Raw genomic sequence first — 16,157 nt, forward strand, 5'->3', positions numbered from 1 at the left:
GTGAAACGATGCATCGCCGATGGTAGTGTGGGGTTTCCCCATGTGAGAGTAGGTCATCGTCAAGATTAAATTCCGAAACCCCAATTGCGAGAGCAGTTGGGGTTTTGTTTTGGGCGCTCGAAAAGCGGAGTGAGGGCACTCTGATTTTCTCCTGTTTTCGACGCTAAATTTTGCCCTTTCTATGCAAGCACTCTTCGCATGGCTATCATGCGTGCCTCATTGTGAGGCGATACTTGCATGCTGATGTTGTTGAAGCTTCTTAAAGACGGCCGATTTCATTCTGGTGAGGAGCTCGGTGCGGCTCTGGGTGTGAGTCGTAGCGCGGTATGGAAGCAGCTCCAGAATTTAGAACTTGAATCGAACCTGGCTATTCACAGGGTTCGAGGAAGAGGCTATCAATTGGCTGCTCCTGTGTCCTTCCTGGATGCTGATGAAATTGCCCTGAATGCGCCTTCTTTGTCTTACCCCATTTTCATATCTGAATCTCTTGATTCGACCAACGCTGAAGCCCTGCGCTTGATTACTGCAGGCTCTACTGCGCCCTTTCTCGTGCTTGCGGAGCGGCAAACGGCAGGGCGGGGAAGACGTGGCCGCCAATGGGTAAGTCCGTTTGCGCAAAATATCTATTACAGCCTCGTATTGCGTATCGAAGACGGATTGCGCCAATTGGACGGGCTTAGCCTGGTTGTTGGTTTGGCTGTTATGCGCGCCTTGCAAGCGTCAGGCGTGCATCGTGCGGGACTGAAGTGGCCGAACGATGTGTTGGTGGATGGTAAGAAGATTGCCGGGATCCTGTTAGAGCTCGTGGGCGATCCGGCAGACATCTGTCACGTAGTCGTTGGCATTGGCATCAATGTGAATATGCAAGAAGTCGCCGGTATCGATCAGCAATGGACCTCTGTGCAATTGGAGGCTGGGGCTCCTGTTGATCGCAACCAAATGGTCGCGCAGCTTGGAGCGCAGTTGCAGCATTATCTCGAGTGTCACCGTGAATCTGGTTTTGAGGCTTTGCGAGAGGAGTGGGAGCAGAATCATCTGTGGCAGGGATGCTTGGTCTCCCTTATCGCAGGAGCAAATCAAATTCATGGGCGCGTGCTGGGTATCGATGGCCGTGGCGCTTTGCGCTTAAATGTAGCTGGTGTAGAGAAAGCATACAGCGGTGGTGAGCTAAGCCTGAGGTTGCGTGATGATTCTTGAGCTCGACTGTGGGAATAGCTTTATCAAATGGAGAGTGATCGAACCAATTGGAAAATCGGCGTTTGCCGAGGGGGTCGTTGGTTCGGATATGGCCTTAATTGAAGGGCTGAAGGTCGTTCCAGGCCTAAGCTTGGCGCGCTGTCGAATGGTGAGTGTTCGTGCGGTAGAGGAGACTGAAAGGCTCGTTGAGGCCCTGGTGCGTACCTTTAACCTCGTTGTCTCTGTTGCTGCCCCGGCCCGGGAAATGGGCGGTGTGCGCAACGGGTACCACGAGTTCGAGCGTCTGGGGCTGGACCGATGGTTGGCCATGCTGGGAGCCTTCAAGCTGGCAAATCGCGCGTGCTTGGTACTCGACTTTGGTACTGCGGCCACTGCAGATTATGTTGGGGCGGATGGAGAGCATCTGGGAGGGTTCATTTGCCCAGGGATGCCACTCATGCGTAATCAGCTGCGTACTCACACGCGCAAGATACGTTATGACGATGAGGAGGCCGAGCGAGCCTTGGAACGCCTGTCGCCGGGGCGTACTACTGTGGAAGCTGTGGAGCGCGGTTGTGCGCTGATGCTGAGGGGCTTCGTTTTGACCCAGTTGGAACAGGCGCGGGTTTACTGGGAGGATAATTTCACCGTGTTTCTTACGGGCGGAGATGCGCAATTGATAGCGGATGCGGTGCCTGAAGCTCGGCTTGTGCCCGACCTGGTTTTCGTTGGTTTGGCCATGGCCTGCCCTTTGCCCTGAGGTGTCTATGCGTTGGCTGTTTCTGCTTCTGGTTGTCCTCAATGTCTTCTATTACATTTGGCATCAGCAGGAGGCGCCTTTGCGCGCCAAAGATGTAACGCCTCTGAGTCTTTATCGTGGCTCGTCTCAGGATATAAGGCTATTGAGTGAATCTTCTGATGCTGCTGTCCGTCGGGATCGCTCTAAGACGGCTGAAGCGCAAGATACCTGCCTGTATGTCGGTGGGTTTGCCGATCAGCGCCAGGCGGTCGCGCTTGAGCAGCGACTTACAAGCCTGGATATAAAGGTCCAAGTCCAGTTGCTTAAGTCTTCAGACGCCTCCCGGTATTGGCTTCGGGTCTCGCCAGAAAGCCGGAGGCTGGCAGACGATCTGCCCCTTGAAAACCTTGCTAAGGAATTCAATGAGTTAAAACATAAAATAATGTTGTGCGAAGGCGTTGCAACTGCCGAATAGTTTGCATAGAATGGCGCCCGCTTCGCAGTGAAGACCGTTGAGGTCTACGGTGTGAAGCGAAGGTCAACGCAGCTAACCTCATATTTTTAAATGAGAAATTGCTTGACAGAAGGCTGGCATGATGTAGAATGCCGGCTCGCTTAGGAGGGGTTCCCGAGCGGCCAAAGGGATCAGACTGTAAATCTGACGTCTACGACTTCGAAGGTTCGAATCCTTCCCCCTCCACCATTTTTAGCGTGAGCTGCAGGCTCCGCGGGTATAGTTTAGTGGTAGAACCTCAGCCTTCCAAGCTGATGATGCGGGTTCGATTCCCGCTACCCGCTCCATGTTTGCAGGTTGTGCAAAGTGTTTTGCTCTTGTAGCTCAGTTGGTAGAGCACACCCTTGGTAAGGGTGAGGTCAGCGGTTCAAATCCGCTCAAGAGCTCCATATAACAAGGCAGATATGAAAATATCTGCCTTTGTTTTAACGGCTGCCTCGGCTTGTTGGTGTTTGCTTGGCTGTTTTGCTGGGTGACTTCAAGTCTAGTGGGGTTGGTTGTTGTAAAGTCTTTTTCAGGCCTGCATAATGGTCGGCCTGATTTTGTTTTAGGTCAGTAGCTCAATTGGCAGAGCGACGGTCTCCAAAACCGTAGGTTGGGGGTTCGATTCCCTCCTGACCTGCCAGATTCACGTGGTGTGTCTGGCTTTCTTTTCACAGGATCTTCATAGATGACTCCTAAGGCTGAAGCTCAAAGCTCTCGTTTCGATCTCGTCAAGTGGCTCGCTGTAGTCGCTTTGGTGGTCGTAGGCGTTGTTGGCAATCAGTACTATTCTGCTTCGCCGATCCTGTATCGAGTTCTTGCACTGCTGGCTCTTGCTGCTGTCGCTGCCTTTGTTGGCTTGCAGACTGCAAAGGGTAAGTCGTTTGCAGTCCTGGTGAAGGAAGCTCGCACCGAAATTCGTAAAGTCGTTTGGCCGACTCGCCAAGAAACCACGCAGACCACGCTGATTGTTGTGGCTGTCGTTCTGGTTATGGCGTTGCTGTTGTGGGGGCTTGATTCCCTGCTCGGTTGGCTTGTTTCCTTGATTGTTGGCTAAGGGTGTCCCGTGGCTAAGCGTTGGTACGTTGTGCATGCTTACTCGGGTTACGAGAAGCATGTTATGCGCTCTTTGCTGGAGCGCGTAAAGCTTGCAGGCATGGAAGATGGCTTCGGTGAAATTCTGGTTCCCACTGAAGAAGTGGTTGAAATGCGGAATGGTCAGAAGCGTAAAAGCGAACGCAAGTTCTTCCCTGGCTACGTGCTGGTTCAGATGGACATGAATGAGGGTACTTGGCACTTGGTCAAGGACACTCCTCGTGTCATGGGCTTTATCGGCGGTACTGCTGATAAGCCTGCGCCGATCACCGATAAAGAGGCGGAAGCGATTCTGCGTCGTGTCGCTGATGGTAGCGACAAGCCTAAGCCGAAGACGTTGTTCGAGCCTGGTGAGGTCGTTCGTGTTACAGATGGTCCGTTCGCTGACTTCAACGGAACTGTCGAAGAGGTTAACTACGAAAAGAGCCGGATCCAAGTGGCTGTGCTCATTTTCGGTCGCTCTACTCCGGTAGAGTTGGAGTTCAGCCAGGTCGAAAAGGTCTAGCTGGGCAAGCATCCCAACCCCACAGCCTTAGGCTGTGGGGTTTTGTCGTCACTGGGATAAACGCGCAAGTAACCGGGGAGCCTTTCGAGGCGTTTGAACCCGTAATTGGAGTGCCTCATGGCCAAGAAGATTACCGCTTACATCAAGCTGCAAGTGAAGGCCGCTCAGGCCAACCCTAGTCCACCTGTCGGCCCGGCTCTGGGTCAGCACGGCGTGAATATCATGGAATTCTGCAAGGCCTTCAACGCCCGTACTCAGGGTCTTGAGCCAGGTCTGCCGACCCCTGTGATCATCACCGTGTACAGCGACCGTAGCTTCACTTTTGAAACCAAGTCGACTCCGGCTTCGGTTCTGCTGAAGAAAGCTGCTGGCCTGACCAGCGGTTCCGCTCGTCCTAACACTGTTAAGGTTGGCACCGTCACTCGTGCCCAGCTGGAAGAGATCGCGAAAACCAAAAACGCTGATCTGACCGCAGCTGATATGGATGCAGCCGTGCGTACCATCGCCGGTTCTGCTCGTAGCATGGGCCTTAACGTGGAGGGTGTGTAATGGCTAAGCTGACCAAGCGCCAAAAGGCTATCGCCGGCAAAATCGAAGCAGGCAAGTCCTACAACTTTGTAGACGCCGCCGCTCTGCTGACCGAGCTGTCGACTGTCAAGTTCAGCGAGTCCGTTGACGTTGCTGTGAACCTGGGCGTTGACCCACGTAAATCCGACCAAGTCGTTCGTAGCGCTACTGTGCTGCCACACGGCACTGGCAAGACTGTACGTGTAGCTGTTTTCACCCAGGGCCCTGCTGCTGAAGCTGCCCTGGCTGCCGGTGCTGACCGCGTTGGCATGGACGACCTGGCTGCCGAAATGAAAGGCGGCGACCTGAACTACGACGTGGTCATCGCTTCTCCTGATGCAATGCGTGTTGTAGGTCAGTTGGGTCAGATCCTGGGTCCACGTGGCCTGATGCCTAACCCAAAAGTCGGCACCGTAACTCCAGACGTAGCTACCGCGGTTAAGAACGCCAAAGCTGGTCAGGTTCGTTATCGCACCGACAAAAACGGCATCATTCACACCTCCGTTGGCAAGGTTGGCTTCGACGCCGTCAAGCTGAAGGAAAACGTTGAAGCCCTGATCGCGGATCTGAAGCGTATCAAGCCAGCTTCTTCGAAAGGCATCTACGTTAAGCGCGTTACCCTGAGCACCACTATGGGCCCAGGTCTGGTCATCGACCAAGGTTCGCTGGACGTATAAGACACAGATTGGCGCAAGCAATTGCGCCAATTGAAAAATTGGGGTCCCTGCCTGGCGGGGGCTATCCAAGACCGTAGGCGACGCAAGTCTTAAACCACAAGCCTACGCAGATGGTGCTCCCGGTTCCTTACCGAATCAGACACCAAAACGACATCCGGCTCAGGCCGGATGAAACGGTAACAAGCAGGAGTTAAACCCGTGGCAATTAATCTCGAAGACAAGAAGGCCATCGTCGCTGAAGTCAACGAGGCTGCCAAAGCTGCTCTGTCCGCTGTCGTGGCTGATGCCCGTGGTGTGACAGTAGGCGCTATGACCGGACTCCGTAAAGAGGCTCGTGAAGCTGGCGTATACGTACGTGTTGTACGTAACACCCTGCTCAAGCGCGCTGTTGCTGACACTGAATACAGTGTTCTCAATGACGTGTTCACCGGCCCGACCTTGATTGCATTCTCCACCCAACATCCAGGTGCTGCTGCCCGTTTGTTCAAAGAGTTTGCTAAGGGTCAGGATAAGTTCGAGATCAAGGCAGCTGCGTTCGAGGGCAAGTACCTCGCAGCTAACCAAATCGACGTGCTGGCAACTCTGCCGACCCGTGACGAAGCAATCTCCCAGCTGATGAGCGTGATTCAAGGCGCTACCAGCAAATTGGCTCGTACTCTGGCGGCAATTCGCGACCAAAAAGAAGCTGCTGCAGCCTAAGGCTCGTCAACTTCTCGCGTTTTTTGTTTTTTTCGATGGTCGCGTAGGCCGTCCCCAATATCAGGAATTAGATTCATGTCTATCTCTCAGAACGATATCCTTGAAGCAGTTGGCAACATGTCCGTAATGGAAGTTGTTGAGCTGATCAAAGCTTTCGAAGAAAAATTCGGCGTTACCGCTGCTGCTGCTTCCGCTGGTCCAGCTGCTGCTGCTGCCGTTGTTGAAGAGCAAACCGAATTCAACGTCATGCTGACCGAAGCTGGCGAGAAGAAAGTTAACGTGATCAAGGCAGTACGTGAACTGACCGGTCTGGGCCTGAAAGAAGCCAAGGCTGTAGTTGACGGCGCTCCTGCCATGGTTCTGGAAGCTGTTGCCAAAGACGCAGCTGACAAAGCCAAAGCAACTCTGGAAGAAGCAGGCGCTAAAGTCGAGCTGAAGTAAGCATCGACCTTGCGTCTCCAGCCCAAGCGTTAAGCTGAAGGCTGATGGCTGGTGGCTCTTGCCACCGGCCTTTTTCCGTTCTTGGCTGTCGACTCGGTCGCCGCCATTAACGCGCTGTAGCCACCCGATGCGGTGGTGCAAACCATGGGGTTTGCAAGATTTTCTGGCTGCTCCCGTCGGAGGGGCCAAACAAGCAGGTGACCAAGCTGGGGAACGCTGATGGCTTACTCATATACTGAGAAAAAACGTATCCGCAAGGACTTTAGCAAGTTGCCGGACGTCATGGATGTCCCGTACCTTCTGGCTATCCAGCTGGATTCGTATCGTGAATTCTTGCAGGCGGGAGCGACCAAAGATCAGTTCCGCGACGTGGGCCTGCATGCGGCCTTCAAATCCGTTTTCCCGATCATCAGCTACTCCGGCAATGCTGCGCTGGAGTACGTGGGTTATCGCCTGGGCGAACCGGCATTTGATGTCAAAGAATGTGTGTTGCGTGGCGTTACGTACGCCGTACCTTTGCGGGTAAAAGTCCGTCTGATCATTTTCGACAAAGAATCGTCGAACAAAGCGATCAAGGACATCAAAGAGCAAGAAGTCTACATGGGCGAAATCCCATTGATGACTGAAAACGGTACCTTCGTTATTAACGGTACCGAGCGTGTAATCGTTTCCCAGCTGCACCGTTCCCCGGGCGTGTTCTTTGACCACGACCGCGGCAAAACGCACAGCTCCGGCAAGCTCCTGTATTCCGCGCGGATTATTCCGTACCGCGGTTCGTGGCTGGACTTCGAGTTCGACCCGAAAGACTGCGTATTCGTGCGTATTGACCGTCGTCGTAAACTGCCGGCCTCGGTATTGTTGCGCGCGCTCGGCTATACCACCGAACAGGTGCTGGATGCTTTCTACACCACCAACGTATTCAGCCTGAAGGATGAAACCCTCAAGCTGGAACTGATTGCTTCGCGTCTGCGTGGTGAAATTGCTGTCCTGGACATCCAGGATGAAAAAGGCAAGGTTATTGTTGAAGCTGGCCGTCGTATCACTGCGCGCCACATCAACCAGATCGAAAAAGCCGGTATCACAGAGCTCGAAGTGCCTCTGGACTATGTCCTGGGTCGCACCACCGCCAAGGTTATCGTTCACCCGGCCACAGGCGAGATCCTGGCTGAGTGCAACACCGAGCTGAACACCGAGATCCTGGCGAAAATCGCCAAGGCCCAGGTTGTTCGCATCGAAACCCTGTATACCAACGACATCGACTGCGGTCCGTTCATCTCCGACACGCTGAAGATCGACTCCACCAGCAACCAATTGGAAGCGCTGGTCGAGATTTATCGCATGATGCGTCCTGGTGAGCCACCAACCAAAGACGCTGCCGAAACCCTGTTCAACAACCTGTTCTTCAGCCCTGAGCGCTATGACCTGTCCGCGGTCGGCCGGATGAAGTTCAACCGTCGTATCGGTCGTACCGAGATCGAAGGTTCGGGCGTGCTGTGCAAGGAAGATATCGTTGCGGTTCTGAAGACTCTGGTCGACATCCGTAACGGCAAAGGCATTGTCGATGACATCGACCACCTGGGTAACCGTCGTGTTCGCTGCGTAGGCGAAATGGCCGAGAACCAGTTCCGCGTTGGCCTGGTGCGTGTTGAGCGTGCGGTCAAAGAGCGTCTGTCGATGGCTGAAAGCGAAGGCTTGATGCCGCAAGACCTGATCAACGCCAAGCCAGTGGCTGCGGCGGTGAAAGAGTTCTTCGGTTCCAGCCAGCTTTCGCAGTTCATGGACCAGAACAACCCGCTCTCCGAGATCACCCACAAGCGCCGTGTTTCTGCACTGGGCCCGGGCGGTCTGACCCGTGAGCGTGCAGGCTTTGAAGTTCGTGACGTACACCCGACGCATTACGGTCGCGTATGCCCGATCGAAACGCCGGAAGGTCCGAACATCGGTCTGATCAACTCCTTGGCCGCCTATGCGCGCACCAACCAGTACGGCTTCCTCGAAAGCCCGTACCGTGTGGTGAAAGACGCTCTGGTTACTGACGAGATCGTCTTCCTGTCCGCCATCGAAGAAGCTGATCACGTGATCGCTCAGGCTTCGGCCACGATGAACGACAAGAAAGTCCTGATCGACGAGCTGGTAGCTGTTCGTCACTTGAACGAGTTCACCGTCAAGGCGCCGGAAGACGTCACCTTGATGGACGTTTCGCCCAAGCAGGTAGTTTCGGTCGCAGCGTCGCTGATCCCGTTCCTGGAGCACGATGACGCCAACCGTGCGTTGATGGGTTCCAACATGCAGCGTCAGGCTGTACCGACCCTGCGTGCCGACAAGCCGCTGGTAGGTACCGGCATGGAGCGTAACGTAGCTCGTGACTCCGGCGTTTGCGTCGTGGCTCGTCGTGGCGGCGTGATCGATTCCGTTGATGCCAGCCGTATCGTGGTTCGTGTTGCCGATGACGAAGTTGAAACTGGCGAAGCTGGTGTCGACATCTACAACCTGACCAAATACACCCGCTCGAACCAGAACACCTGCATCAACCAGCGTCCGCTGGTCAGCAAAGGTGATCGTGTTCAGCGCAGCGACATCATGGCCGACGGCCCGTCCACCGATATGGGTGAACTGGCTCTGGGTCAGAACATGCGCATCGCGTTCATGGCGTGGAACGGCTTCAACTTCGAAGACTCCATCTGCCTGTCCGAGCGTGTTGTTCAAGAAGACCGCTTCACCACGATCCACATTCAGGAACTGACCTGTGTGGCGCGTGATACCAAGCTTGGGCCAGAGGAAATCACTGCGGACATCCCGAACGTGGGTGAGGCTGCACTGAACAAGCTGGACGAAGCCGGTATCGTTTACGTAGGTGCTGAAGTTGGCGCAGGCGACATTCTGGTTGGTAAGGTCACTCCGAAAGGCGAGACCCAGCTGACCCCAGAAGAGAAACTGTTGCGTGCCATCTTCGGTGAAAAAGCCAGCGACGTTAAAGACACTTCCCTGCGTGTACCTACCGGTACCAAGGGTACTGTCATCGACGTACAGGTCTTCACCCGTGACGGCGTTGAGCGTGATGCTCGTGCACTGTCCATTGAGAAGACCCAGCTCGACGAAATCCGCAAGGATCTCAACGAAGAGTTCCGTATCGTTGAAGGCGCGACCTTCGAACGTCTGCGCTCCGCTTTGGTAGGTCACAAAGCTGAAGGTGGCGCCGGTCTGAAGAAAGGTCAGGACATCACCAATGAAGTCCTCGACGGTCTTGAGCATGGTCAGTGGTTCAAACTGCGCATGGCCGAAGATGCTCTGAACGAGCAGCTCGAGAAGGCTCAGGCTTACATCGTTGATCGCCGCCGTCTGCTGGACGACAAGTTCGAAGACAAGAAGCGCAAACTGCAGCAGGGCGATGACCTGGCTCCAGGCGTGCTGAAAATCGTCAAGGTTTACCTGGCAATCCGTCGTCGCATCCAGCCGGGCGACAAGATGGCCGGTCGTCACGGTAACAAAGGTGTGGTCTCCGTGATCATGCCGGTTGAAGACATGCCGCACGATGCCAATGGCACACCGGTTGACGTCGTCCTCAACCCACTGGGCGTACCTTCGCGTATGAACGTTGGTCAGATCCTCGAAACCCACCTGGGCCTCGCAGCCAAAGGTCTGGGCGAGAAGATCAACCGTATGATCGAGGAGCAGCGCAAGGTTGCAGACCTGCGTAAGTTCCTGCACGAGATCTACAACGAGATCGGCGGTCGCAACGAAGAGCTGGACACCTTCTCTGACCAGGAAATCCTGGATCTGGCGAAGAACCTGCGCGGCGGCGTTCCAATGGCTACCCCGGTGTTCGACGGTGCCAAGGAAAGCGAAATCAAGGCCATGCTGAAACTGGCTGACCTGCCGGAAAGTGGCCAGATGCAGCTGTTCGACGGCCGTACCGGCAACAAGTTTGAGCGCCCGGTTACTGTTGGCTACATGTACATGCTGAAGCTGAACCACTTGGTAGACGACAAGATGCACGCGCGTTCTACCGGTTCGTACAGCCTGGTTACCCAGCAGCCGCTGGGTGGTAAGGCTCAGTTCGGTGGTCAGCGTTTCGGGGAGATGGAGGTCTGGGCACTGGAAGCATACGGTGCTGCTTACACTCTGCAAGAAATGCTCACAGTGAAGTCGGACGATGTGAACGGTCGTACCAAGATGTACAAAAACATCGTGGACGGCGATCACCGTATGGAGCCGGGCATGCCCGAGTCCTTCAACGTGTTGATCAAAGAAATTCGTTCCCTCGGCATCGATATCGATCTGGAAACCGAATAACACGTGACGCGAATCGAGAGCGGGGCAGTGATGCCCGCTCTCTGCTCCGCCAGGAGGAAAGGCCTTGAAAGACCTACTGAATTTGCTGAAAAACCAGGGTCAAGTCGAAGAGTTCGACGCCATCCGTATTGGGTTGGCATCGCCTGAGATGATCCGTTCGTGGTCGTTCGGTGAAGTTAAAAAGCCGGAAACCATTAACTACCGTACGTTCAAACCTGAGCGTGACGGCCTGTTCTGCGCCAAGATCTTTGGCCCGGTAAAGGATTACGAGTGCCTGTGCGGTAAGTACAAGCGCTTGAAGCACCGTGGTGTGATCTGCGAGAAGTGCGGCGTTGAAGTTGCGCTGGCCAAGGTTCGTCGTGAGCGCATGGCGCACATCGAGCTGGCTTCGCCGGTTGCCCACATCTGGTTCCTGAAATCGCTGCCGTCCCGTATCGGCTTGCTGATGGACATGACCCTGCGTGATATCGAGCGCGTTCTCTACTTCGAGAGCTATGTCGTTATCGATCCGGGTATGACCACCCTTGAAAAGGGTCAGCTGCTGAACGATGAGCAATACTTCGAAGCGCTGGAAGAGTTCGGCGACGATTTCGATGCCCGCATGGGCGCCGAAGCTGTGCGCGAACTCCTGCACGCTATCGACCTGGAGCACGAGATTGGCCGCCTGCGCGAAGAAATTCCGCAAACCAACTCCGAAACCAAGATCAAGAAACTGTCCAAGCGTCTGAAGTTGATGGAAGCCTTCCAGGGTTCCGGCAACTTGCCAGAGTGGATGGTGCTGACCGTTCTGCCGGTTCTGCCGCCGGATCTGCGTCCGCTGGTACCGTTGGATGGTGGTCGTTTCGCGACGTCCGACCTCAACGACCTGTACCGCCGCGTGATCAACCGTAACAACCGCTTGAAGCGCCTGCTTGATCTGTCCGCTCCTGACATCATCGTGCGCAACGAAAAGCGTATGTTGCAAGAGGCCGTCGATGCTCTGCTCGACAACGGTCGTCGTGGCCGCGCTATCACCGGTTCGAACAAGCGTCCTCTGAAATCCCTGGCTGACATGATCAAGGGTAAGCAAGGTCGTTTCCGTCAGAACTTGCTCGGTAAGCGTGTTGACTACTCCGGTCGTTCGGTAATTACCGTAGGCCCGACCCTGCGTCTGCACCAGTGCGGTCTGCCTAAGAAAATGGCGCTTGAACTATTCAAGCCGTTCATCTTCGGCAAGCTGGAAATGCGCGGTCTCGCAACCACCATCAAAGCGGCCAAGAAAATGGTCGAGCGCGAACTGCCAGAGGTTTGGGACGTTCTCGCTGAAGTGATTCGCGAACACCCGGTTCTCCTCAACCGTGCACCGACCCTTCACCGTCTGGGTATCCAGGCGTTTGAACCGGTGCTGATCGAAGGTAAGGCTATCCAGCTGCACCCTCTGGTCTGTGCTGCGTACAACGCCGACTTCGACGGCGACCAAATGGCCGTGCACGTACCGCTGACCCTGGAAGCCCAGCTGGAAGCGCGTGCGTTGATGATGTCGACCAACAACATTCTGTCGCCAGCCAACGGTGAGCCAATCATCGTTCCGTCGCAGGACGTTGTATTGGGTCTGTACTACATGACTCGTGAAGCGATCAACGCCAAAGGCGAAGGTCGTGTGTTCGCTGACCTGCAGGAAGTTGACCGTGTGTTCCGTGCCGGCGAAGCCGCACTGCACGCCAAGGTTAAAGTGCGGATCAACGAAACCGTCAACGACCGTGATGGCGGCAGCGTGACCAACACCCGTATCGTCGACACCACTGTCGGCCGTGCGCTGTTGTATCAGGTTGTGCCAAAAGGCCTGTCGTACGATGTCGTCAACCTGCCAATGAAGAAAAAGGCGATCTCCAAGCTGATCAACCAGTGCTACCGCGTGGTTGGTTTGAAAGAGACCGTGATCTTCGCTGACCAGTTGATGTACACCGGTTTTGCTTATTCGACCATTTCCGGCGTTTCCATCGGTGTTAACGACTTCGTTATCCCGGATGAAAAAGCCCGCATCATCGGTGCAGCCACCGACGAAGTGAAAGAGATCGAAAGCCAGTACGCCTCCGGCCTGGTAACCCAGGGCGAGAAGTACAACAAGGTGATCGACCTTTGGTCCAAGGCCAACGATGAAGTTTCCAAGGCGATGATGGCCAACCTCTCGAAAGAGAAAGTCATCGACCGTCACGGCGACGAAGTTGACCAAGAGTCCTTCAACTCGATGTACATGATGGCCGACTCGGGCGCACGGGGTTCTGCTGCGCAGATCCGTCAGCTCGCCGGTATGCGTGGTCTGATGGCCAAGCCGGACGGTTCCATCATCGAAACGCCGATTACCGCGAACTTCCGTGAAGGGTTGAGCGTACTTCAGTACTTCATCTCGACTCACGGTGCTCGTAAAGGTCTGGCGGATACCGCGTTGAAAACCGCTAACTCCGGTTACCTGACCCGTCGTCTGGTAGACGTTGCACAAGATCTGGTGGTTACCGAGATCGATTGCGGCACCGAGCACGGCCTGCTGATGACTCCGCACATTGAAGGCGGCGACGTTGTAGAGCCGCTGGGTGAGCGCGTATTGGGTCGTGTCATTGCCCGCGACGTATTCAAACCAGGCACCGAGGAAGTTATCGTTCCTGCCGGCACCCTGGTTGACGAGAAGTGGGTTGAGTTCATCGAGCTCAACAGCATCGACGAAGTGATTGTTCGCTCGCCGATCAGCTGCGAAACCCGCTACGGCATTTGCGCCAAGTGCTACGGCCGTGACTTGGCTCGTGGTCACCAGGTGAACATCGGTGAAGCGGTCGGCGTTATCGCTGCCCAGTCCATCGGTGAGCCGGGTACTCAGCTGACCATGCGTACGTTCCACATCGGTGGTGCGGCAAGCCGGACCTCCGCGGCTGACAGCGTTCAGGTGAAGAATGGCGGTACCGTCCGTCTGCACAACCTCAAGCACGTTGAGCGAGTGGATGGCCATCTGGTCGCTGTGTCCCGTTCCGGTGAGCTGGCGATTGCTGATGACTACGGTCGTGAGCGTGAGCGTTACAAGCTGCCGTACGGTGCTGTGATTTCGGTTAAAGAGGGTGACAAGGTCGACGCTGGCGCTATCGTGGCCAAGTGGGATCCGCACACTCACCCAATCGTTACCGAAATGAAAGGTACCGTGACCTACGTGGGCATGGAAGAAGGCATCACGATCAAGCGTCAGACTGACGAATTGACCGGTATGACCAACATTGAAGTCCTCGACGCGAAGGATCGTCCAGCTGCCGGTAAAGACATCCGTCCTGCCGTGAAGATGGTCGATGACAACGGTAAGGATCTGTTGCTGCCAGGCACTGACGTAATCGCTCAGTACTTCCTGCCAGCCAACGCCCTTGTCGGTGTAGCGGATGGTGCGAAGATCGCCATCGGTGACGTTATCGCGCGTATCCCGCAAGAGACTTCGAAGACCCGTGACATCACCGGTGGTCTGCCGCGTGTTGCCGACTTGTTCGAAGCTCGTCGTCCGAAGGAAGCGTCGATTCTGGCTGAAGTCAGCGGCACCATCGCGTTCGGTAAAGAGACCAAAGGCAAGCGCCGTCTGGTCATTACTCCGAACGACGGTAGTGATCCGTACGAAGAGCTGATTCCGAAGTGGCGTCACCTCAACGTCTTCGAAGGCGAACAGGTAAACCGCGGCGAAGTTATCTCTGACGGTCCAAGCGACCCACACGACATCCTGCGTCTGCTGGGTGTGAGTGCGCTGGCCAAGTACATCGTTAACGAGATCCAGGACGTTTACCGTCTGCAGGGTGTGAAGATCAACGATAAGCACATCGAGACCATCCTGCGTCAGATGCTGCGTAAAGTTGAAATCGCTGAATCCGGCGATTCGAGTTTCATCAAGGGCGACCAGATGGAATTGACTCACGTACTGGTAGAAAACGAGCGCCTTGCAGCGGAAGACAAGTTTGTCTCCAAGTTTACCCGTGTGTTGCTGGGTATCACTAAGGCGTCGTTGTCCACTGAGTCGTTCATCTCGGCGGCCTCCTTCCAGGAGACCACTCGCGTACTGACCGAAGCAGCGGTAACCGGCAAGCGCGATTACCTGCGCGGCCTGAAAGAGAACGTGGTCGTGGGTCGTCTGATCCCGGCTGGTACCGGTTTGGCTTATCACAGCGAACGTAAGCGTCGCCGTGATGCTGACAAGCCGTTGCGCGTAAGCGCCAGTGAAGTGGAAGCTGCACTGACCGAAGCGCTGAACTCAAGCGGTAACTGAGTTCTGCGATAGATAAGTCCGGGCCCTGGCCGCTCCGTTCGTCGGATCGAAGCAATTTTGCTCCGGTTCGATGGGCGGAGAGGTCGGGGCCTTGCCTTGACTGGGGACAAGATCCTCTTTAGACTCTTGTACCCCTAAATTTGGCGGGAATTCGTTCCTGCCATTTTGCTTTTCTTGCAAGACAATAGCGTCGCAAGACAACAGTGGAGCTAGTAGATGGCAACTATCAACCAGCTGGTACGTCAGCCGCGTAAGCGTATCGTCGAGAAATCCGACGTGCCTGCGCTGCAGAACTGCCCGCAACGTCGTGGCGTATGCACTCGTGTGTATACCACCACGCCGAAAAAACCTAACTCGGCACTGCGTAAAGTATGCCGTGTGCGTCTGACCAACGGTTTCGAGGTTTCCTCGTACATCGGCGGTGAAGGCCACAACCTGCAAGAGCACAGCGTGGTACTGATCCGCGGCGGTCGTGTAAAAGACTTGCCAGGTGTCCGTTACCACACCGTACGCGGTTCCTTGGATACTTCCGGCGTTAAAGGTCGTAACCAGGGTCGTTCGAAGTACGGTACCAAGAAGCCTAAGTAGTAGCGGCTTTTTGTAAACCTGAATCATCTTATTTTCTGAGTCGATAAGAGTAAGGTCGGAGGCGTCCCGAAAGGGCACCGATTCCGAGCGAACCTGAAGACCGTTTGAGGGCTTATCCATGCCAAGAAGACGCGTAGCAGCCAAGCGCGAAGTGCTTGACGATCCAAAATACGGAAGCCAAATTCTGGCCAAGTTCATGAACCACGTAATGGAAAGCGGCAAGAAAGCCGTTGCCGAGCGTATCGTTTATGGCGCGCTGGAAAAGGTTAAAGAACGCAAGAACAGCGACCCCCTGGAAATCTTCGAGAAAGCTCTCGACGCCATCGCTCCGCTGGTCGAAGTGAAGTCGCGCCGTGTAGGCGGTGCTACTTACCAGGTTCCGGTTGAAGTTCGTCCGTCCCGTCGTAACGCTCTGGCAATGCGCTGGTTGGTAGACTTCGCCCGTAAGCGCGGCGAGAAGTCTATGGCTCTGCGTTTGGCCGGCGAACTGTTGGACGCTGCTGAAGGTAAAGGTGCTGCTGTTAAGAAGCGTGAAGACGTGCACCGTATGGCTGAAGCTAACAAAGCTTTCTCGCACTACCGCTTCTAATTTTAGCTTCACTAATTTTGCGAGGGCT

Annotated in this window: 13 protein-coding genes and 4 tRNA genes; all 17 read left to right on the top strand. The window is 55.1% G+C overall.

What is annotated here, in order from left to right; genetic code table 11:
- Positions 1–237 precede the first annotated feature (237 nt).
- Entirely contained in the window at positions 238–1,197 is a 960-nt protein-coding gene (gene birA / locus G7025_RS22660) for a bifunctional biotin--[acetyl-CoA-carboxylase] ligase/biotin operon repressor BirA (protein ID WP_181081303.1), read from the top strand.
- Positions 1,187–1,936, top strand: a complete 750-nt coding sequence (locus G7025_RS22665; RefSeq protein WP_181081304.1) for a pantothenate kinase — start codon at positions 1,187–1,189, stop codon at positions 1,934–1,936. Before birA ends, G7025_RS22665 begins: the two co-directional genes overlap by 11 nt.
- Before the next feature lie 7 nt (positions 1,937–1,943).
- Positions 1,944–2,390 (top strand): hypothetical protein, encoded by a 447-nt coding sequence (locus G7025_RS22670; protein WP_181081305.1) that lies wholly within the window; start codon positions 1,944–1,946, stop codon positions 2,388–2,390.
- 143 nt (positions 2,391–2,533) lie between these two features.
- Positions 2,534–2,618: transfer RNA gene (locus tag G7025_RS22675), tRNA-Tyr, on the top strand.
- Between the two features lie 24 nt (positions 2,619–2,642).
- A tRNA-Gly gene (locus tag G7025_RS22680) sits at positions 2,643–2,716 on the top strand.
- Between the two features lie 26 nt (positions 2,717–2,742).
- A tRNA-Thr gene (locus G7025_RS22685) sits at positions 2,743–2,818 on the top strand.
- 160 nt (positions 2,819–2,978) lie between these two features.
- Positions 2,979–3,054: transfer RNA gene (locus G7025_RS22690), tRNA-Trp, on the top strand.
- A gap of 45 nt (positions 3,055–3,099) precedes the next feature.
- Positions 3,100–3,468, top strand: coding sequence for a preprotein translocase subunit SecE (gene secE / locus G7025_RS22695; RefSeq protein WP_003194658.1), 369 nt, complete (start codon positions 3,100–3,102; stop codon positions 3,466–3,468).
- Between the two features lie 9 nt (positions 3,469–3,477).
- Positions 3,478–4,011: a transcription termination/antitermination protein NusG gene (nusG, locus tag G7025_RS22700; protein WP_003176436.1), complete on the top strand. Its 534-nt coding sequence runs from the start codon at positions 3,478–3,480 to the stop codon at positions 4,009–4,011.
- A 117-nt stretch (positions 4,012–4,128) separates the two neighbouring features.
- Positions 4,129–4,560, top strand: a complete 432-nt coding sequence (gene rplK / locus G7025_RS22705; protein ID WP_003176435.1) for a 50S ribosomal protein L11 — start codon at positions 4,129–4,131, stop codon at positions 4,558–4,560.
- Positions 4,560–5,255 (top strand): 50S ribosomal protein L1, encoded by a 696-nt coding sequence (rplA, locus tag G7025_RS22710; protein ID WP_003176434.1) that lies wholly within the window; start codon positions 4,560–4,562, stop codon positions 5,253–5,255. The genes rplK and rplA overlap by 1 nt, the downstream gene beginning before the upstream one ends.
- Positions 5,256–5,453: 198 nt before the next feature.
- Positions 5,454–5,954 (top strand): 50S ribosomal protein L10, encoded by a 501-nt coding sequence (gene rplJ, locus G7025_RS22715; protein ID WP_034101003.1) that lies wholly within the window; start codon positions 5,454–5,456, stop codon positions 5,952–5,954.
- A 75-nt stretch (positions 5,955–6,029) separates the two neighbouring features.
- Positions 6,030–6,395 carry a 50S ribosomal protein L7/L12 gene (gene rplL, locus G7025_RS22720; protein WP_034148078.1) on the top strand — a complete coding sequence of 122 codons (366 nt, stop codon included), beginning with the start codon at positions 6,030–6,032 and terminating at the stop codon, positions 6,393–6,395.
- Between the two features lie 219 nt (positions 6,396–6,614).
- Positions 6,615–10,688, top strand: a complete 4,074-nt coding sequence (rpoB, locus tag G7025_RS22725) for a DNA-directed RNA polymerase subunit beta (RefSeq protein ID WP_181081306.1) — start codon at positions 6,615–6,617, stop codon at positions 10,686–10,688.
- Positions 10,689–10,752: 64 nt separating this feature from the next.
- Positions 10,753–14,952 (top strand): DNA-directed RNA polymerase subunit beta', encoded by a 4,200-nt coding sequence (gene rpoC / locus G7025_RS22730; protein WP_010206924.1) that lies wholly within the window; start codon positions 10,753–10,755, stop codon positions 14,950–14,952.
- Between the two features lie 216 nt (positions 14,953–15,168).
- Positions 15,169–15,540 (top strand): 30S ribosomal protein S12, encoded by a 372-nt coding sequence (gene rpsL, locus G7025_RS22735; RefSeq protein WP_002555494.1) that lies wholly within the window; start codon positions 15,169–15,171, stop codon positions 15,538–15,540.
- A 118-nt stretch (positions 15,541–15,658) separates the two neighbouring features.
- Positions 15,659–16,129, top strand: a complete 471-nt coding sequence (rpsG, locus tag G7025_RS22740; protein ID WP_002555493.1) for a 30S ribosomal protein S7 — start codon at positions 15,659–15,661, stop codon at positions 16,127–16,129.
- Positions 16,130–16,157: the final 28 nt, after the last annotated feature.

Origin of the sequence: Pseudomonas lurida (assembly GCF_013522705.1) — a bacterium.
GTDB classification, from domain to species: domain Bacteria; phylum Pseudomonadota; class Gammaproteobacteria; order Pseudomonadales; family Pseudomonadaceae; genus Aquipseudomonas; species Aquipseudomonas quebecensis.

Coding starts and splice junctions, on each gene's coding strand:
- rpoB (WP_181081306.1), top strand. CDS start 6,615: ATGGCTTACTCATATACTGAGAAAAAACGTATCCGCAAGGACTTTAGC.
- birA (WP_181081303.1), top strand. CDS start 238: ATGCTGATGTTGTTGAAGCTTCTTAAAGACGGCCGATTTCATTCTGGT.
- secE (WP_003194658.1), top strand. CDS start 3,100: ATGACTCCTAAGGCTGAAGCTCAAAGCTCTCGTTTCGATCTCGTCAAG.
- G7025_RS22670 (WP_181081305.1), top strand. CDS start 1,944: ATGCGTTGGCTGTTTCTGCTTCTGGTTGTCCTCAATGTCTTCTATTAC.
- G7025_RS22665 (WP_181081304.1), top strand. CDS start 1,187: ATGATTCTTGAGCTCGACTGTGGGAATAGCTTTATCAAATGGAGAGTG.
- rplL (WP_034148078.1), top strand. CDS start 6,030: ATGTCTATCTCTCAGAACGATATCCTTGAAGCAGTTGGCAACATGTCC.
- rplA (WP_003176434.1), top strand. CDS start 4,560: ATGGCTAAGCTGACCAAGCGCCAAAAGGCTATCGCCGGCAAAATCGAA.
- rpsL (WP_002555494.1), top strand. CDS start 15,169: ATGGCAACTATCAACCAGCTGGTACGTCAGCCGCGTAAGCGTATCGTC.
- rpsG (WP_002555493.1), top strand. CDS start 15,659: ATGCCAAGAAGACGCGTAGCAGCCAAGCGCGAAGTGCTTGACGATCCA.
- rplK (WP_003176435.1), top strand. CDS start 4,129: ATGGCCAAGAAGATTACCGCTTACATCAAGCTGCAAGTGAAGGCCGCT.